Annotated in this window: 13 protein-coding genes; 7 read left to right on the top strand and 6 right to left on the bottom strand. The window is 44.3% G+C overall.

All coding sequences use genetic code 11. The features are described 5' to 3' along the window. The first annotated feature begins 574 nt into the window (after positions 1-574). Genes recC through recD form a run of 3 tightly spaced genes read left to right on the top strand, consistent with a single transcriptional unit; the run spans position 575 to position 10,240 of the window. Entirely contained in the window at positions 575-4,201 is a 3,627-nt protein-coding gene (recC, locus tag ACYX4M_RS18010) for an exodeoxyribonuclease V subunit gamma (RefSeq protein WP_476081160.1), read from the top strand. Next, positions 4,198-8,055 carry an exodeoxyribonuclease V subunit beta gene (gene recB, locus ACYX4M_RS18005; RefSeq protein ID WP_476081159.1) on the top strand — a complete coding sequence of 1,286 codons (3,858 nt, stop codon included), beginning with the start codon at positions 4,198-4,200 and terminating at the stop codon, positions 8,053-8,055. The genes recC and recB overlap by 4 nt, the downstream gene beginning before the upstream one ends. Positions 8,056-8,086: 31 nt before the next feature. Next, a complete protein-coding gene (gene recD, locus ACYX4M_RS18000; RefSeq protein WP_476081158.1) occupies positions 8,087-10,240 on the top strand; it encodes an exodeoxyribonuclease V subunit alpha in 2,154 nt (717 codons plus the stop codon). Positions 10,241-10,329: 89 nt separating this feature from the next. Here the strand turns inward: recD and ACYX4M_RS17995 are convergent, their stop codons facing one another. Continuing rightward, positions 10,330-10,725, bottom strand: coding sequence for a hypothetical protein (locus ACYX4M_RS17995; protein WP_476081157.1), 396 nt, complete (start codon positions 10,723-10,725; stop codon positions 10,330-10,332). 294 nt (positions 10,726-11,019) lie between these two features. Between ACYX4M_RS17995 and ACYX4M_RS17990 the strand changes: the two genes are divergently transcribed. Together ACYX4M_RS17990 and ACYX4M_RS17985 are read left to right on the top strand one after the other, a co-directional pair. Next, entirely contained in the window at positions 11,020-11,400 is a 381-nt protein-coding gene (locus ACYX4M_RS17990; RefSeq protein WP_476081156.1) for a VOC family protein, read from the top strand. A gap of 15 nt (positions 11,401-11,415) precedes the next feature. Continuing rightward, the gene (locus tag ACYX4M_RS17985) at positions 11,416-11,751 is read left to right on the top strand and encodes a hypothetical protein (protein ID WP_476081155.1); all 336 of its coding nucleotides are present in this window, start codon (positions 11,416-11,418) and stop codon (positions 11,749-11,751) included. Between the two features lie 49 nt (positions 11,752-11,800). Here the strand turns inward: ACYX4M_RS17985 and ACYX4M_RS17980 are convergent, their stop codons facing one another. The 3 genes from ACYX4M_RS17980 to ACYX4M_RS17970 form a co-directional block, all read right to left on the bottom strand. Next, positions 11,801-12,436, bottom strand: a complete 636-nt coding sequence (locus tag ACYX4M_RS17980; protein WP_476081154.1) for a DNA-3-methyladenine glycosylase — start codon at positions 12,434-12,436, stop codon at positions 11,801-11,803. Between the two features lie 27 nt (positions 12,437-12,463). Beyond that, a complete protein-coding gene (locus ACYX4M_RS17975) occupies positions 12,464-12,688 on the bottom strand; it encodes a hypervirulence associated TUDOR domain-containing protein (RefSeq protein ID WP_334059984.1) in 225 nt (74 codons plus the stop codon). 151 nt (positions 12,689-12,839) lie between these two features. Beyond that, positions 12,840-13,724, bottom strand: coding sequence for an EamA family transporter (locus ACYX4M_RS17970; protein WP_476081153.1), 885 nt, complete (start codon positions 13,722-13,724; stop codon positions 12,840-12,842). Positions 13,725-13,919: 195 nt separating this feature from the next. Between ACYX4M_RS17970 and ACYX4M_RS17965 the strand changes: the two genes are divergently transcribed. Together ACYX4M_RS17965 and ACYX4M_RS17960 are read left to right on the top strand one after the other, a co-directional pair. Next, positions 13,920-14,369: a GyrI-like domain-containing protein gene (locus ACYX4M_RS17965; RefSeq protein ID WP_476081152.1), complete on the top strand. Its 450-nt coding sequence runs from the start codon at positions 13,920-13,922 to the stop codon at positions 14,367-14,369. Between the two features lie 197 nt (positions 14,370-14,566). After that, positions 14,567-15,421: a hypothetical protein gene (locus ACYX4M_RS17960; RefSeq protein ID WP_476081151.1), complete on the top strand. Its 855-nt coding sequence runs from the start codon at positions 14,567-14,569 to the stop codon at positions 15,419-15,421. A 36-nt stretch (positions 15,422-15,457) separates the two neighbouring features. Here the strand turns inward: ACYX4M_RS17960 and ACYX4M_RS17955 are convergent, their stop codons facing one another. Both ACYX4M_RS17955 and ACYX4M_RS17950 read right to left on the bottom strand, forming a co-directional pair. Next, positions 15,458-18,298 (bottom strand): TonB-dependent receptor domain-containing protein, encoded by a 2,841-nt coding sequence (locus tag ACYX4M_RS17955; protein ID WP_476081150.1) that lies wholly within the window; start codon positions 18,296-18,298, stop codon positions 15,458-15,460. A gap of 592 nt (positions 18,299-18,890) precedes the next feature. Continuing rightward, complete coding sequence (locus ACYX4M_RS17950) at positions 18,891-19,931, bottom strand: methionine synthase (protein WP_476081149.1); 1,041 nt, start codon at positions 19,929-19,931, stop codon at positions 18,891-18,893. Positions 19,932-20,042: the final 111 nt, after the last annotated feature.

Genomic DNA, 20,042 nt, shown 5'->3' with positions numbered 1-20,042 from the left:
TGAAGGAGAAACTGCTAAATTTTAACCAATAATAGTGAAGCGTCTTCTTTACTAAGTGCTTGCTTGTGGTGCACTTGCACCAGAGTAAAACCATGACTGATTATTCATATTTTTGAAATAACTCTAACTTATTGAATTGTATGCATTATAAAGTTGGCATTCTACCTGCAGAACCTAAAGCGTTAACAGTGCTGCCCAGTAGCGCTAACGTGAATGAGTGCCAGGCAACGCTTATTCACGTTGTTACTGAGTAGACCGTAAACCTTACCCATACAGATTTTTCGTGTCCTGAGGTCTGTATGGGTTTTTTTTGTCTAAAAACGATACCTTTACTTTTCTCGAACGTCCGATACCTAGCTTTTTCCTATTACTTGTCACTGAGTTGATTGGATACGGTTGTTTATATCAATGTCTTAGTCTTTGTTTTTATCTTCATAAGGCATTTTCCTATCTATTTTAATGAGAAATAACTTAACTACTTGGCCTAATGCGATACACTTAATTCATAAGTTCGACGATGCGTGCATAGTCTTTGTTCAGAACCTAATGGCACGTTTTACAAAGGATTTTTCGATTGCTTGCGTTATATCCCTCTAATAAATTAGAACACTTGAGTTTTCTTCTTACCACGCTTTTACGTCAGCAACCCTTAGGGGTATTTACGCCGGAAACCATTCTGGTTGAAAGCCCAGGTATGCAGCATTGGGTTAGTATGCAATTAGCCACTGAACATGGCGTGGCGATGAATATTGACTACCCGCTGCCTGTACGCTTTATGTGGAATACGGCACGCGCTGTATTAGGCCAGGATAAAGTACCCAAGCAATCCCCTTATCGTCGTGAAGTACTAACTTGGCGCATTGACAATATCCTTCAAGATGACTCACTGATGAACGGTGAAGCTTTTGAGCAAGTAAATAGATATTGGAAAAATGCCGGTAGTGAGCAAGAGCAGGACCTGCAGCGTCTTCAGCTTGCTACTGCGTTAGCTGACGTGTACGAACAGTACCTCTTATATCGCCCCGACTGGTTGTTTAAGTGGGAAGCTAATGAACGGGCTGTATTCGATGATATGGAATTATGGCAAAGCGAAATTTGGCGTATTCTTGCCAAAGAGGAGCCGTTGCATCCTGCCCGTTTGCATCAAATGACTATAGAAGCGTTAGACGGGTTAGAGGCAGATGACATACCAAATGATCCCGTTAGTCATTTACCCAAGCGTGTTATTGTTTTTGCCATTAATACCATGGCACCGCAGCTAATAGCGTTTTTTGACGCCCTCGCACAGCATATTGATATTCATATATTCCACCTAAACCCCAGCATAAATTATTGGGGGGAAGCGAAAAGTAGTAGCGAACAAGCCAAGCTATTACGCTTGGAAGGACTCAAAAAATGGATGGAAGAAGACCAGTCCAACCCATTACTTGGCAACTTAGGTAAGCAGGGCAGAGAGCTATTTAATCTTCTTACCGAATTGGACACGTTTGAAATAAGCGCTTTTGATTCGCCAGAATTTGACGAAGTAGTCGAAAACGGTGATACAGAGCCTACCCGCGGTCTGCTGGATTATATCCACAACGATATTTTACAAGCCGCTCAACCTGCGCCATTCACTAGCGAACTAAAACAAAATGATGATAGCGTTACCATCATGTGCACCCATTCCGCGCTTCGCGAGGTGCAAGTGTTGCACGACCACCTGCTCCATTGGTTATCCCAAGATAAAACGCGTACCCCGTCAGGTATTCTTGTGATGTGCCCGGCGATTGAAAACTATGCGCCATTTGTGGATGCCGTATTTCACAGGGTTGGTACTAAAACCTTAGCAGGCACCGGGCAAGTTAGACTTCCCTGTACCATTGCCGATAGAAGCCCTATGGACGCAGAGCCTCTTATCGCGGCGTTTATGGCGCTTTTGCAGCTACCTGATAGCCGCTTTGGCGTATCGGATATTATGGATTACCTGCAGCTGGATTCTGTACAAAAACGATTTTCAGTGTCCCAAGACGACATAGAACAAATGGTGGTGTGGCTAAAACAAGCCCATATCCATTGGGGACTTAATAGCGCACACAAAACCGCCGTATCAGAGGGAGTAAAACTAGATGAAACATACAGCTGGTGGTGGGGCATTCGTAGGCTGCTAATGGGCATGTTGGCGCAAGACGCCGAAGTGGTTGTGAGTGACCTACTTACTATTCCGGATGTTGAAGGGCAAAGTGCGCTAACCCTGGGTAAGCTTATTGATATTGTGGCAATGCTTGGAGAATTCGCACAAGAGTTAACCGCTCCAAGAACACCAGAGCAGTGGTCTAAAGCGTTAATCGACCTTCGCGATGCGTGCTTTATGCCTATAAAAGAGCAGCAGCAAAGCTGGGATCTTATTGCTAACGTTGCAGCCGATCTAGCAGCACGATGCGAAGAAGCAGATTACCAGCATGAATTATCCTTGCGCCAAGTCCGCGACCTTTTACTGAATCGATTCTCATCACCAGACGCAGGTAACCACTTCATGACCGGTCAGGTCACTGTATGTTCAATGTTGCCAATGCGAAGTATACCGTTTAAAAAAGTGTGTATTCTTGGCCTAAACGACAGTGAGTTCCCAAGAAAATCAAGCCCGTTAGGCCTAGACTTAATGGCAGGTGCGAACCGTAGGGTTGGTGATCGTTCAAGGCGTTTAGAAGACAGATATTTATTCCTTGAAGCCATTATTTCGACGCGGGAGAGTCTGTACTTAAGCTACCAAGGCAACGATGTTACCAATAACAGTGAGCGCCAGCCTAGTCTGGTACTGGCTGAGTTTATGGACATGCTGGAAAATAGCTATGCACTGGCCTTGTCTAGATACCGAGTACATGCGCCGCTTCACCCCTTTAGTGAAGAGGGTTTTACTGGACAACTGCCAAGCTACGAAACCGGTTGGCTTAGACTGGCCGATGCGCTACAGCATACAAAGTCACAGTCTGATAAGACAAGTGTTGATAGCAAAGACTCTAATCATTTAGCGATGCCTGAAGAGTCATTCAATACGCTTTCAACACAGGTACTTCGACTATCAAATAGCCAAATTGCAAGGGCCTTTAAAGATCCTCTTGAGCACTTTTCTATACAAAGGCTAGGTGTAAATTTATCACAGTCATTTACGCTGCTGGAAAACAGCGAACCATTTGAAACCAATGCATTACTGCGCTATCAGGTGCTTGATGCCATCTTCTCATCACCTGAACGCAAAATGTCACAAGAACACGACTCAATGTCATACGGTGAACAGGTGATCACTTTTGCGTCACTTAGGGGCGATATTCCCAATAACCCCGTTGCCAGAGATGAAGTTGAAATGTGGAAAGAGGGGGCGTTAGCATTAAGTCAGGCTATGGGGCCTCACGATGCCGAACCTTTAAAGGCGCAGTTCCAGGGTAAATACATCACCTTTACCACATCTGCCCTCGTTGGTAGTGACGCGTTAGTTGAGCTTTGTGCTGGTAAAATAGATTCCCACCGCGCGCTGAGCTTTTTCATCTCACAATTGATATTTTCATGCAGTGATGAAGCAACAAGATACAGCAATTATCCATTGGATATTTATTCGTGTTCATGGGAAAAGGGCGAAACGGTATTGAAAAAGCAGCGTTTCCCTTCTTATGGCCGAGAAACTGCGGTGCGGTTACTCTTGTTTATAGAACAGCTTTACATGGCTGTTTATACGGCGCCAACGCCAGTGCATTTAAGCTTGTTTGGCACCTTTATGCCCGGCACAAGAAACTCAGAGACTAAGCCCGTAGTTGAAAGCATAAAACCGGATATGTTTAACGATATCCTGCATGCACTGCTGCGTAGTACCGATATTACAAGTGAAACTGATAAAGCCATTCTTGAACAAATTCAACAGGTAATTGACGAAGTCTGCCCGTTTGTTGAGAAAGATAGCGACACTACTAGCGAAATAGTAAATGACAGAAACGAAAAAGCGAAACAGATCCTTGGTCAATCTGCCGCACTTTTTGACACAATTGAACTACAGCGTGCGCTAACCGATTGGCAACAAAGTAACGGGCAGTACAGTGCGGATATGGCAAGCAATCCTTACCTCAACTGGCTATTCCCGCAAGGTGTAAGCTGGAACGATGTCCCGCACTTGTGTGCCTTTGTACTTTTTTCCATGATTAATAATGCGTCTCAGGAAGAGAAGTTATGAGTCAGAATTCTGTATCCTCTGAAAATTACAAAAACGAGCGACCCCATATCGAAGCACAATTGCTTGACGTGGTGGCTATGCCGCTAAAGGGGCGACACCTCATTGAAGCGAGCGCAGGGACAGGTAAAACCTTTAACATTACGCGTTTGTACCTACGCTTGCTGTTAGAAAAAAAGCTTAGCGTTAAAGAAATATTGGTGATGACCTTCACCAAAGCCGCTACCGAAGAGATTAAGGGGCGGATTGCAGCCACGCTTAGAGAGGCATTGCTTATTTGGCAGCAAGCCAAAGATAACGGTAACGAAATAGACGCTAGCTGCGACCCGGTTTATCAGAGCTTGTTTAATAGCTGCGATCCTGATGAGAGTTTAGCCCTGTTAAAAGCAGCGCAGCTGGAACTTGATGAGGCGTCGGTGTTCACTATCCACGGTTTTTGTCAGCACGTTATTACTCAGCTAGCGTTCAACAGTGGCTTTGCTATGTCGCTCAATTTAGGTAACGATACTAGCGATTTATACCTTCAAGCTGCCGAAGATTTCATCCGAAAAATAAGTAAAAGCGAGGACGATTTCAGGCTGTTGGCAGAGTCTGGCTGGCACACACCTGAAAGCCTGCTGCGTGAATTTAACGTGAGCATAAAAAGTACTCTGACCCCATTGATGCTTACTGAGGACGACATTGACGCGGCTTTTAACAAGCAGCTGAATGACGCGCCAAACACTTCTTTGACCTATGCGAAATCTTTACTGCAAAGTGTGGAAGAAAACGAAGGCCTAATCGTAGAGCAGCTTATTAAAACACCGGCCCATAAAAAAGAAAGACCCCAAGAATTGGCTGCGCTTAAAGCATGGTTAGGCTCTTGCATAAGTGAGCAGCAGTATTATCTCGCACCGCCAGAAGCAGAGGCTTTTGTTAAGGGAAATCGATATGCTCGGAATTCTTCAGGCGTAAAAGAGATTTTAACGCCAATTAAGGAATTTGCTGGCGCGCTTAAAAAAGCATTTGCCGAGAAAGATAAAGCACTCGGCAAAGTACCTGTTTTCGAGCTGGTTATCGAAGCTATTGCCTTTATTAAAGAGCGAGTAGAAAAGCAGAAAAAGCAGCTGGGTGTTATCGACTTCGACGACCTTATTCGCATGTTAGCTGATGAGGTTATAAAACCAAACAATACCCTTGTGCCAGAACTTCGCAAGAAGTTTCCAGTCGCGCTCATCGATGAGTTTCAGGACACTGATGCTAAGCAATACGCTATTCTAGACTCGGTATATCCTAATTTAGCTGAAGCTGATGAAAGTGCGCTGCTAATGATAGGCGACCCGAAACAGGCTATATATCGCTTTCGAGGCGGCGACATTTTTACCTATTTAAAAGCCGGTAGGCAGGCGGATTACCGCTGGGTGATGAACACCAACTGGCGTTCAGTGGAAGGTATGGTGAGGGCCTACAATCGACTATTCTACGGTGCGCCGGTGGCATCAGGAGCGCCCACTGATGTATTTGGCTTTGGCATTAACTACAACCCTGTTGAATTTACCCCTAAAGCAGCTGCGGCTAAGACCCCCTTGGTAGACCCTGCTGAAGAGCATAGTGTACCGAAACGCAGTGCAATGAATTACGTGAGCATGTGTTTAGAGGAGAAAGAAAACACTAACATTATGCGGCGTAAAATGGCGCAGTGGATTGCGCAAGAAATTTATCGCTTGTTGAATGAAGCGCATTTTAAAGCGGCGGACGGTCAAACTACGCCAGTAAAACCTCAAGATATCGCCATTCTGGTCAAAGACAGAACCGAAGCAGGCGCTATCAAAAATGTATTACAGCAAAAAGGGCTAGCCTGTGTTTATTTAAGCGATCGCAGTAATCTATTTGCCAGTGCTGAGGCGAAAGACGTGCTTAGGCTGCTTAATGGCATTTGGCATGCAAATGACACCAGTAAAGTAGCGTCTAGTTTAGCATCTCCGCTTTGGGGCTATAGCGCTAATACCCTTATCGAACTGCTTTATCACGAAGATGATGCTCAGTGGGATGCTGCTATTGATAAAGTACTGTCCCTGCGCGAAATGTGGCTTCAAAAAGGCTGTATGAGCGTACTGCTGCACTTAATGCAAGACAGCTATCAGCCCCATGCCGACAGTGTGGAGCGGGCGTTAACTAACTATCAGCATTTAGCGGAAGTACTGGAAAAAGCCAGCACTACACATCAGCGCCCTGAGCAACTACTGGATTGGTTGAATAAGCAAATCCACAAGCCAGAAAGTGACGAAGAGCTAACGCTTCGCCTTGAGAGTGATAGTCAGCTTATCCGTCTTATTACTCAGCATGGCTCAAAAGGCCTTGAATATCCTATCGTTTTTGTACCCTATGCCACGGGCTATAAAGACGCGTCAAAAAATGGAAAGGCGACATCGCAAATCTTTACCTATTACGACGAAGAGAAGCAGGACTTGCAGATGCAGCTGGGGCAGACGCCACAAGCTATAGCTAGGGTTCAACGTGAAAGCGAAGCGGAAGATATGCGCTTAGCCTATGTGGCGGTAACCCGTGCAGCGCACCGCTGCTACATGGGAGTTGTGCCTCTTGCCAACAATGACAAAAGCGCACTGGCACGAGCCTTAGGCGTAAATGGGGACAGCGGCAACAACGATTGGCCAAGTGTGTTAAGCAGGGTCGCCGCAGAAAATGCGTCACATGCAAGCCACATTGATGGTGATGAGTTCGAAGAAGTGTATTCAGGCTTTGAGCAAGAAGACGAGCTGCCACAACTTAGCGCGTTGCAATTTACCGGCACGGCGAGTGAAGAATGGCGGCTGTATTCATTTTCAGCGATGAGCCGTTTAACCACGGTGAGTACGAGCGTAAACACAACACCAGTAGAAGCTTTAGGTCAAGTACTTCCAAGTGTGCCCGTACTTCAAACCATTCGTGACGAAGAGGTGTACGCGACGGATTCACTTGTGGGGGGAGAAGAGCTGTTAGGCTCAAGTAATGCAGATCCTTCTTTAAGCGCTATAACTACAATCAGTAAAGGTGACTTGCGTTTTACGTTGGAAAAAGGTGCAAGCGCAGGTAACTTGCTTCACGATATTCTTGAAAACAGTGATTTTAGTGCGCCCGAATGGGAAGAAACTGGCAAAGAGCTTGTTAAGCGTTTTGGCCTAGATGAAAAGCGTACGCCGCTACTTTACGAGTGGCTGGAAGAAACGTTACAGACGCCTTTGTATCCTAATATGCAGTTAAGCATGAGTGACTTACCGTTAGCGCAAACCCTGCGCGAAGCAGAGTTCTACTTTCCCATGAACGATACGCAATGGGCTCAGCTTCGTGATGTTCTTGCTCGCCACCGCCAAGTGGTAGCTGACGCCATTGGCGGTAAGGCTGAAGCCGCGCCTCAGCTAATTACAACGAAATTGCAGGGAATGATGCACGGTTTCATCGACTTGATTTTTGAACATGATGGTCAGTTTTTTGTGGCGGATTACAAATCAACCTGGCTGGGAGATACCTTAGATAGCTACTTACCCGTTGCGCTGTTTCACAATAATCAGCACCACCTTTACGATCTTCAATACTTAATTTACTGCTTGGCGTTACATCGCTATCTAAAAAATACCCTGACTGATTACGACCCTGATGTTCATTTCGGCGGTGTGTATTACCTTTACTTACGCGGTATGCACCCAGAGAACGAACGGGGTGAAGGGGTGTTTTATACCGATATTCCTTCGTCTTTGCTCATGCAAATAGATTCAATATTTGAAAGTGGTGCCAATAGTCAGCAAAGCGACAATTTGAAAAGTGCTGGCACTACTCAACAGCCTTCAGAACAGCAGCAGTTTAGTTTCGATGACAAGTAGTGGCATCAAGGACAATATAGTCAGGAAAATAATGAACAACAATCAACATTCTGTATCGTCGTTTTTCGATAACTTGTTTGGCATCGAAGCTATCGACAAATTTGTCGCAAAAGAATTTGGCTTTATTGATGAACTCGCACAAGAAGAGAGGTTTATCTGGGCTGGAGTACTGGCGTATTTGTCATATATGCAGCGTAATGGGCATAGCTGTATCTATCTTAAAGAAGTAGCTGGAACAACCCTGTTTAAGGAAGACGACACCGGGCAAACCGTTGGTTCGATGACCGAAGCGCAAGAACGCGAAAGTGCATCATCTATTCACAATCCCCAAGCGGTCATATATCAACAAGAGCCAGAAAAACAAGAGCCAGAACAAGCCCTTAAGACAGGTTTAGTACTACCTCATCTTACGCCTTTACTAAAAATTGTAAAAAGCGCTTTGGAGAACGAACAAGTTGCTCAGCTATTTGTTTATGAAAACGGCAGGCTGTATAGCCGTCGCTATTATGAGTTTGAACAAGAGGTAGCGCGAGACATAGTGAAGCGAGCGGCGCTTACGCCGTTAACAGAAGACGCAAATGATAAAGTAAAGCAGCTGTGGCCCGCTATATTCCCTACCGAAACTACAGATCAACAAGATTGGCAGCAAATTGCTGTTGCTAAAAGCTTGATGCAGGGATTTTGTGTCATAAACGGTGGGCCTGGAACGGGTAAAACCTATACCGTGTTACGTCTATTACTGGCGCTACAGGCGTGTGACAAAGACCTAAATATTGTATTGGCTGCCCCAACCGGTAAAGCGCAGCAACGTATGACCGAGTCTATCGTTAACAGCATTGAAGGGCTTCGCGGCAAGGTGGAAGATGCTGCGCTTGATAACGTGCCTACTGATGCTGTAACGCTGCATAGATTGTTAGGTTTGCGGGAATACGGTGTATCGACCAAGTACAACCAGCACAACCAATTAGCCGCCGATGTGCTCATCGTCGATGAGGCAAGTATGGTCGACCTAGCGTTAATGACGCGCATTGTTCGCGCATTGCCAGGCCATGCACGACTGTATTTTATCGGTGATGCAGATCAGCTTCCAGCCGTTGAACTTGGTAATGTGTTAGAGCAGCTAGTTAGTAACACAACACGCTTTGACGTAGAAGAGAATGCATCGCCGAGTGACGAAAGTAGCTTACACATTGATAGCGACCCACTTTCATTGGGGGGCGTACCCTCGTTAATGCGCCAGAATATCGCTACGCTGTGCCCTCATCTTCCTATGTTACCTGTTAATGAGCAAGCCAAAAGCTACGTGGCAACACTGCAGGCACCGCAGCGTTTCAAAGGCCAAGTTGCAAAAGTAGCAACGGCAATCCAGAAAGGGGATGCTGGTGGAGCGATCGCTGCCATCGCCGAAGAAAGCGATGAAAGTAGTAAAACCGCAAACCTAGCGGCTTATACAAAAACACGTTTAAAAGAAGGCGTGCATTTATGGTCAGAAGATAAAGTTGGCAGTCGTGATTTACATGAGTTGGCTAAAGAAAGTTTCTTTCCCATATTTGATGCCGATAGTGCTGAAGAAGCGCTTAACCGCCTAAACTATGTTAGGTGGCTCACACCGGTTCGCAAGGGCGCAATGGGAGTAGAGGGCCTAAATAGCTTAGTGTTCGATGCCATCAAGCACAAAATTAAAAAGCGAGAAGGGCACTTCTATCAAGGTCAGCCCATTATGATTGTAAAGAATCATCATCCACAGCGGCTATCTAACGGTGAAGTAGGCGTAATCTGGCCTGATAGCACGGGTAAGCTGTATGCATGGTTTTACCAAGATGCCAAAAGTGCAGACCAACACGCCTCGTCAGGTACGGGCGAGAATGCTACCGGCGTACAAAACCAAATGCAAAAACAAGTGTTACGCAGCATATCGTTATCTAGAGTGCCGAAGTTTGAAACCGTATATGCCATGACCATTCACAAGTCTCAGGGCTCTGAATTTAACCACGTTGTACTTATACTGCCCAGGCCCGATAGCGAAAAGGCCGCCAACCTATTTCATCGAGGGCTGGTGTATACCGGCTTAACCCGAGCCAAAGGTGGTTGTTTGATCATTTCAGACAACACGACGTTTAATCATATGGTTCAGCGAGTAGATAAGCGCTATTCAGGACTGTCAGAGCAATCAGCCTGCACTTAGAGAGCACATCACACGTCACCCCAGAATTCGAGTAGAAGAAAATGTACTCTGACCCCAAAATTTTGGGGTCAGAGTACATTTCTGCATTGTTATTTCACAGGCGTAAAAAGACACAGGCCGTGTTTGTTGATTTCAATAGGGGTTTTGCTGATTAGATAAATACGGGTGGGGACAGTAACACGCAAAATACCGCCTTCAGCGTTTAAAAACTGTGAAGGAAAAAGCACAGAAATGTCGTCATTCTCTAGGCGATTAGTTTCGGCTTTTATGGAGAAGTGCGACAAGCCGAAGTGATCTAGCCAACCCAATATATTATTGGGTGTCGCAACAAAATGATCGTGCTTTAATAAGCTGCTGTGTAACGTAATGTTCGCACCGAAAACAGGTTTGTTTTCTATAGCCATCTGTCTATTCGGCTTTATATGCAGCCGATATAGCCCATGTGACTCCGGCACAATTTTATCATTTGCATCTGTATCATTCACTAGCGTTAACATACAAAGTATCACGAGGTAATTCTGATGACTTTATTGTGGTGGAGTTACGTTTGTCCTGCGTTGATGTGGATCAAGCAGAAGCAAAGCTAGTCTAAAGCGTTCAAATCTATGCCCGCATAAAAGTGTGAATAAGTCATTATTCAAATAGATAGCAGACTCAATGAGGCTTACTGAGGTATTATTGGTTTTATTGGCTTTAGTTTGTAAAGACTAAGGTTAGCCTTCGGGTAATAACGAGCAAGCTAGCGCGGTTTAGATATCTTATATAAGGAGCAAGTGATCATGGAATTGAATCAAGTTACACTACCTGTTACCAATATGGTTGAAGCGGTTGAGTTTTATCTTACCCTTGGGTTTACACAAATAGTAGATACACCGCATTATGCAAGATTTACTTGCCCAGAAGGCACCTCTACGTTTTCACTCTCTTTAGAAAGCGAAAGTGTACAAAATCACAGCGTGATTTACTTTGAGCATGAAGCGTTAGACGAGCTATATACATCGCTTTTAGAAAAGGGTATTCATTTTGAGCAACCGCCTACTGAGCAACGCTATCTTTGGAAAGAAGCTATTTTAAAAGACCCATCCGGCAATAAAATAAAGCTTTATTGGGCGGGAGAAAATAGAGTAAACCCGCCTTGGAAAGTAGACATTAAGCGGTAAACATTGAGAGAAGCAGTGACAGAACCTCAGATAAGCGTGCACTTTCGCTTAATAAAGTTAGATGCCATGCAGGCCTATACGCTAAAAAGAGAAATTGAAGGCGCTTATTTTATTAAGCGTGAAGGAAATGTTGATGACCAAAAAGCTGACGTTTTTGTCGGCATGGTGCCTTTAAAAGAAACGCTGTTCGACGAACTCAACGACTATGTTATACGCCAGCAAATTCAGTACGATGATTGTGATATTTTTGTAGAAGCCAAAGAAGCTACCGGGGATATCGCCGTACCAAGAGTAGTAAACAAACTGTTGAAGTATATAGACTGTAAGCTTACATATGCCCTAACTAACTAGGCTTGAGTAAAGATAGTGCGAAGTAAGGCATTACGCCTGGTCATACACTCTATTTCAATGTGAAGCGCCAAGGTAGGCTTGTGTCGTCCCGTGTGGCATGCGCTTCGCTTTTATCGTACTTTCTCTCTTCTTTTCTATCTTCGTTTTTATCTTCTCTGGCGTAATCTATGCCTATGCGGGGTGCGCTGGTAATACTTTTGGCGGCGTTAAATTCGGCGTTGCGCTCAATCCAGATAGTATTGTTGTTTACCACGGGTTCCCCATTTAGCGCTGGTGTTAAGGCTAAAGCCTGCGAAAGCTTCGCCGGGCCGTCACATAAGTTACGCACCGCAATGTTTGACCCACGCCGTTCCTGCATTATATCTAAGCCCACGGTAGGCTTGATTGCTCGAATAAGCACAGAATCAGCATAGCCCTCCTTGTTAGTAACAATATTAAACATGTTGTGGTAACCGTAAACCGTGTATATGTAGGCTATGCCGCCCCTTTTCTTTAGCGTTGTTACAGATGAAGGCCGGCGCAATAAATGTTTTTCCATGGCGAGATCACGTTGACCGCAATAGGCCTCAGTTTCCGTGATCATTCCTCCGGTAAATGCACCACCGACATTGCTAAAGAGAAAATTGCCAACAAGTGACTTCGCTACGTTGACCACGTCACTGTCAGTGAAAAAAGAAAGCTGCATTTCATTCAAAGTAGATTAAAAGCTAAGTTACGACGATTTTTTAATTTCGCTGTGAGATTTTAAAACCTTACTGCCATCGTCTTGTTCAATAAGGTAGGCGGGGTCACTGTCGCTGGCTTCACGCTTGACAGATGAGCCTTTAATAGTACGTTCAACATCGCTAGTAAATTTCTCTCTTATGTTGCCTGTGGCACTGCCGTTGCCCCATTCCCATTCAACTTCTGTATTTACCGCGTAGTGTTTCATCATCATTCCCTGTAGCGTTAGTTTAACTATTTACACAGAGTTAAACGGGAAAAATAGCCGCTTAGTTCACAAAGCAATACAGTGGAAAGAAGAAGGCAAAGGCAACTCAGGTAATAAGAGCTAAAGCAAAAAGAGCTAAGCAACTGAGCTTGAAACCTCAAGAAAGCGTTTCAAGCTGCTTTTGTTTTGGCACTTGTTTTTGAGTAGCAGAACTTCCAGCGGTAGCTATGACCACTAAAGCTACTGCAAGCCATTGAGACAGAGTGAGGGTTTCATCAATAATTATAAAGGCCGCTACAGCTGCTACGGCAGGCTCTACGCTCATCATTATGCTGAAAGTCTGCTTGGGCATATTACGCATGGCGGTCATTTCTAAAGTGTAGGGAATAGCGGATGAGAAAATACCAACTGCGCAGCCAATGAGCATCGCTTCTGAAGATAGCAACGCACTACCTTGACTTACTATACCAATGGGGACCACACAGATGGCGGCTACTAGCATTCCTAAGGTAACCGTAACACCGCCCGAACCTTCATTGCCTGTTTTGTTACCAAATACAATGTAGCCGGCCCAAAAAGCGCCCGCGGTTAGTGCTAGCATTACGCCGATAGGATCTAGCCCTTTTGTTGATGCACCAAAAATGTCCGGAAGCAGTAAACAAACGCCAGCAACGGCTAAAATGGCCCACGCAAAATCACGTTTTTTTCTTGCGCTAAAAAAGGCCACCGCTAATGGACCTGTAAATTCAAGAGCAACGCCTATACCTAATGGAATACGCGCAATGGCAAGGTAGAAGATGATATTCATTGCCCCTAAGCAGGTGCCATAAATAATGACGTTTCGCCATCCTTTCGCACTTAAGCTTGCTTTCCAAGGTTTGAAGATTATTGTCAACACCAAGGCCGCGAAGAATGCACGCAGAGCGCTTGTACCTTCAGGCCCCACGATAGGAAAGAGTTGTTTGGCAAATGATGCACCCGATTGGATCGTTATCATGGCCAAAAGCACTGCGAGTATGGCAAGTAAAAAACGTTGATTCACAATGTATTTCAGCTTCAAAGAGAAAAAACAGGATTATATTTGTTCTGAAGGCGAATTGCTTGTTGATAATCGGGAAGTACTGAAATATTAAGTTTGATAACAGTTTTGCCTTACCTTTAGGGTGGTGTTAGCTTCACTTTCAGCAACCAATATTTACAATCAATACGCCACCCTATTTGAGAGAGGCATATAAAAATGAAAATTAGACATATATCTGAACCTTTACACATAAAAGGCTTTTCGGTGAAAACGAACAACGAAGCCGAGTTTTCTCAAAACGGAAAAATCCCGGGGCTATGGCGGCGCTTTGACAACACGATTTCCGTAGATTATGTGAGCGGTGAACGTGTATATGGTGTGTATTTTAACTATGAAAGTGATCATGCTGGAAACTTTTCCGTGCTAGCAGGCTATGATGGTAGGAAAGTGCCAGAAAATGTAATAGTCGAAAACATCACTATTCCACCGGGGAAGTATCTCGTTTTTACGAAGCAAGGAGAAATGCCGCAAATCGCTATTGATGCATGGACCGATATTTGGAAATACTTTACCCAAGAAAACGCGAAGTATGAAAGGAGGTTCACGGTAGATTTCGAGCACTATGTAAACGGCAATCACATTGATGTATACATAGCGATAAAGTAATGCTTTTTAGCGAACTTGTAATAATAGGCATAGAGTTAGAATTCGAAAACTAGTTGCTATCGCTAGTGTATTCTATACTGAAATGTAGATTGTGGCTTGATGTCATCGACAAACCTAATTTTAATAATTACGAATACACGAGGTTTGTGTCTAAGAATTAGAAAATCAGTCGATGTTTCCTCTTTTAAGGAAAGCATTTGCATACACTTACCCAATTACATATCGATATCGCTCGAAATGCCACGGACGATTTCAATTTATTTCACGACCCTATGCGTTGGCAACGTATATCAGAAAACCCGTTTCAAGGCACCATAGCGCTGGGGTTTCAACTTGGTCTTTATGTAGAAACCCAGATAAATCAGAGTGCATCTGCCATTGAATGGAGACAATATTCAGTTTACGAGTTTACTTTTGTTAATCCGGCAAAAGTGGGTGACGAACTTAATCTAGTATTAAAACGTGCCCGTGTTACTGAAACAGACAAGGGTGAGCAAGAATCGCAACGATTAATTTTAAAAGCGTCTGGAAAACCCAGTTTAATGGGCTCCTACCGTCAGTCTGATTTCATGTCTGTCGACTCGCAGTTACTAAAATACAGCAAAGAAAAGCTTTCAAGAATGACAGATCGAACCTTGTTTGATAACAGCGTTTTTCTAAAACGAAAGTGGATGATCGTCGGTAACGTTAAAAATTATCTACTAAGCGCCTTCGCCGATCAAACCCAGTATATTGATGAGTTCGTGGATAAAGTCCGTTTCCCACATTTCTATCCACTTTCTTTAATGTCATCAGCGATGTTAGAAAGGGCGCAGGCCTTAGATTACGACTTAATCCAAAACCCCATGATCTATGTTTCTCAAAACATGTGCATTGATAACCAGCAGTTAGCACAACTTAAAAGTAATGATTGTTTAAATATACTGGTTGCGCCTGTTGACACAGATCCCAACCATCTTACCTGCGTGGGGTGGGTGGATAATGAATCTCCGCTTTTTTGTGCAGAAGTAAAGCTTATGCCATTGTCAGATATGCTTAAAAAACCGGCGTAAAAACGCCGGCTTTTGAGTGACGAACTAAATCGCAAATTACATTTTGTACGCTACGGTTACATAGCCAAAGCGACCGATGTTGTCATAGGCAGCATCGGTTGAGCCAGTACCGGTTGTACCCGTAGGTAGTGCACGGTTAAACAGGTTATCAATACCTACGGTTAGGCTTACACCATTTTTAAAGTTGTAACCCGCAGTTACATCAGTTACTGCGTATGAAGGTAGTTCCATACGATTACTTGGGTTAGGATTTAGCGCTAGGTCTTGATTGTCGTAAATGCTTGCGCGCTCGATATAGCGCGTTTTCCAGCTTGCTTCCCAATCGCCACGGCTGTAGTTCACCGTGAATACGCCTTGCCAGTCAGACTCACCAGCAGTGCCAGCGTTTTGATAGAATAGCTCTGGGTTGTCTTGGAATGGAAACTCTTTACGATCTTTAAGGTAAGTCGCAATTAGGCTTGTACGGAACGCACCTTCAAGTGCATCAAAGTCATAGCCTAATTCGAAATCTACACCTTTTGCTTCTTGACCCGCAATGTTTAGCGCGTAGCTGCGAATTTCGGTAATTTCGCCTGTTTCCGAATCACGGTCGATAAGACCACAGTACGGATTATCAATGCCCGTTTCAGAGTCTACGCAACGGTCTAGAATCGTTTGACCGTCTATGTTTGTAATTGCGTCAGTAAGCTCAATTTCCCAGTAATCGACTGTCGCTGTAAAGCCTTCAAACCAAGCAGGCGTGTAAACCAAACCTAGGGTTTTTGAAATAGACTGTTCTGCTTGAAGGTCGATGTTCCCACCGTTTACGCCTTCCAAAGTAGCCGAGTCGTAGTCAGAGTTAAAATCTGCTGGAACACCTAATGCTGCGCAGTTTGCAATGCGTTGGTCAGCATTCGCTAGGTCTTCTAGCTCGTCTGTACGGCACGGGTCGTCTACGTTGAAGAATGTTTGACTGGCTTCACCGTACAGTTCGCTAATGTTTGGTGCACGAAGCGCAGATGACTTAGTTGCTCTGACACGTAAGTCTTCGAAAACCTGCCAATCCAGACCGAGCTTCCAGCTTTTCGCGTTGCCAATAGATGAATAGTTAGCAATACGCGCTGCTGTGTCGAATGTTAGCAAATCTACGCCTGGTAGACCTTCAAGAAGCGGAATAGTTACTTCTGTAAATACTTCAGAGACATCGTACTCACCTTTATCTTCACCAAGGGCATTGAAGAATGTGCCTGCTGCGTTGTCTGGCTCTTCGATTTCACTTTTTTCTTTGCGATATTCAACACCCGCCGCAAAGCCTAGGTAGCCTGCTGGCAACTCGTAGATGCCCGAGTTGGCGATTGTCGCTCCCGCATTATACTGTTCAATTTTGCTTGTACCTACAGAGGTGGTATTCACATATTCGATAGCTTCTTGTGACGGCTGACCATAACCCATAATGTTAAGCGGCACACAGCCGTCGTCACTTCCTGATGCACATACAATGTTGCCATTGTCGTCTTCAACAGCGTCTAATGCGTTATAGAAATTTTGCAAAATCAGATTGTTGCGGTTTTCACGCTCTAACTCTGTTTTACCGTAATTTACGAATGCCTCGTAGCTCCATTCATCATTGATGTAGCCCTCGATACCCAATACATAGCGATAAGTTTCGCGCTCGTCCGCTTCAGTACGGCGACCTAGGTCAGTCATCATACGGTTTAGCTGAATTGTATCTAAGCCATTCGTTTGCATGTAGTCACGAACGCTATCGTCTAGAAAGGCATTATCGATGCTGATGTTAGTTTCGTCGCTGTAAAAGAAAAACGCTGGCTGTGCCATAGAAACAGCTCGTGTACGCGCGTATTTAGCTTGTGCGTATACAGTCGTGTCGTCATTTAGCTCGTAATTACCTTTGACGTTTAGGTTAGTGCGATCAAACTCAGGCTGTAGCTGTGTAAATTGACGAAGGTTGAAAAAGTCGCAATTTGCGCAGAAAACGCCATCTACTTGGTCACCAATATAGATGTCTTTGATTGAACCGTTTGCATTAAAGGTTTTTGTACCATCGCCAAACACACCAGCGTTATTTAGTACGTAGTATCCCGCATTTGGCGTGTAAAAGTTATCGGGGAACGCTTTTGAATCAAGCTGATCTTCACTGCGCTCGTAGCCCATGATGCTTTCAAAGCTCATGTTTCGGTATGCTGTTGCTGTCCATGGGTTGTCTAGTGCATCAAGCGGTTCTTGTGAACTATATTCAGCTGCAAAAGCGATGTTGCCGCGGTCATCGTCGAAGTTAAAACCGTACGACGCTTGGTACTTATCGTTTTTATAACCATTTTCTTGCGCAAAACCTTGCGTTGCGCTGATATCGAACCCTTCTATATTCTTTTTAAGAATGAAGTTAACCACACCAGTTACGGCGTCAGCACCGTATACGGCAGATGCACCGCCCGTTACGATTTCTACGCGCTCAATCCATGAAGTTGGAATGGTATTAGTATCGACAGCAGCTGTGCCCGCTGATGAAGACACGTGCCTTTTACCGTCAACCAAAACAAGTGTACGGTCTGTCCCCATACCGCGAAGGTCTAGAATGTTTAAACCCGCAGTACCAATGAATTGCCCTGAATTTCCTAGTGAGAACGTGTTGGCTAATGAAGGCAGTTCGTTAAGCACTTCACCAATGTTCATCGCGCCAGAGTTAAGTAGTGACTCGCCAGAAATGGCGGTAACTGGAGATGGTGCGATCGCGCCCTGACGTGAAATACGAGAACCTGTAACTTGAATTTTTTCAACATCAGCGGTTTCGGTAGCTGAGTCTTGCGCTAATACGTTGCCAGATGTCAGAGCGACACTTCCAGCCAATGCTAACCGAACAGCAGTTGCAATGTTTTTCATGGATTGTTCCTAATGAATTAGAATTTATGTGCTTGTTGTTAAATAAGGCCCAAAATTGTAGGCAAGCCTTACAAGGTTAATTTATGTACGAATTTATACTTATGTCTAAGAGGGCGCGCATTCTAATGAGCAGGAACAAGCGAAATCAATATTTTACGATGAATAAAAGAAGGGGGTAGTGATTTGTAACATCTTGTTAAAAAATGATTAAATAGTAGGTTTTCATTATGTGTTGTGGTGTTGTTTTGATATTAAACAAGTTTAGAGCGTTATTTCATCGGTAATTTTAATTTCGAGATTTTAGCCTTTTATTTGTGCGGTGTGCGTAATGTATTTTGAACGTCAGTCAAGATATAACAGCAAATTAATTTAGGTTTATTTCTATCTCTGATTCATATTTCAACAGTGCTTAATTTATTTTGCTACTTAACTTAATAAATTGATATTTTGTCGCTGGATTTGAAAATGTTAATAACATTGTTAATAAATAATTGCATTTATTTGCGCCGTGGGGAAAAAATGAAAATTTAACCGAATAAACCAGCCCCGAGAAAAGCGTTTATCTAACGCTTTTGACGGGGAAAGAGACAGGTTATGTACTTAGCTTTTGTGCTAGTTCTTGCCTTACTATGTCAGCACCAGCGCTAAGTGCTTCAAGTTTTCCTCTTGCAATATCTCGTGAAAGGGGAGCCATACCGCAATTGGTACAAGGGTAGAGCTTATCTGCGTCTACGTACTTCAAAGCTTCCCGCAAAGTAGCGGCCACTTCTTCTGGGCGTTCTATAGTGTCGGTGGCAACATCAATGGCACCTACCAAAACTTTCTTTCCTCTTAGCAAGGAAATGAGTTCGATAGGTACATGAGAATTGTGGCACTCCAACGACACCATATCTATGTTTGACTTCGCTAGTTTAGGAAAGCTTTCTTCATACTGACGCCATTCTGAGCCTAGCGTTTTTTTCCAATCGGTATTGGCTTTAATGCCGTAGCCGTAGCAAATGTGTACCGCAGTTTCACATTTTAACCCTTCAATAGCGCGCTCTAATGCAGCAATTCCCCATTCGTTTACTTCATCAAAGAATACGTTAAATGAGGGTTCGTCAAACTGAATAATGTCAATGCCAGCAGCCTCTAACTCTTTCGCCTCTTGGTTTAGAATTTTTGCAAATTCCCACGCGAGCTTTTCGCGGCTTTTATAGTGGTCGTCGTATAAGGTGTCGACCATAGTCATTGGGCCAGGTAACGCCCACTTAATAGTCTTGTCAGTTTGGCTTCGTAAGAACTTAGCATCTTCAACGAACACTGGTTTGGGTCGAGTAACTGCTTGCGTTACAACAGGCACGCTCGCGTCGTATCGATTGCGAATACGTACCGTTTTACGTTTTTCAAAATCGACACCGTCGAGGTGTTCAATAAATGTGGTTACAAAGTGCTGACGTGTTTGCTCACCGTCGCACACGATATCAATGCCCGATACCGTTTGTTCCTGAAGCGTAACGCGAAGGGCGTCTTTTTTACCTTCTTCCAAGGCATTATCTTCTAGTTTCCATGGCGACCATAACGTTTCAGGCTCGGCAAGCCATGAGGGCTTTGGAAGACTGCCAGCGATAGAAGTGGGGAGTAGTTTTTTCATATAATTCGTAATCTTTAAGTCAGTAATTTTTATGAATGTCTTCGGGGCAAGCCGTGCCGCCCCATTAAGTTTGGAGACTCACCCTAGCGAGCTGTAGATTGCAATTTGCAA

The sequence above is a fragment of the Alteromonas sp. ABV4_150 genome (assembly GCF_056311745.1).
Note: the sequence above shows the minus strand (reverse complement) of the source record. Positions and strands in the feature narration are given on the sequence as shown.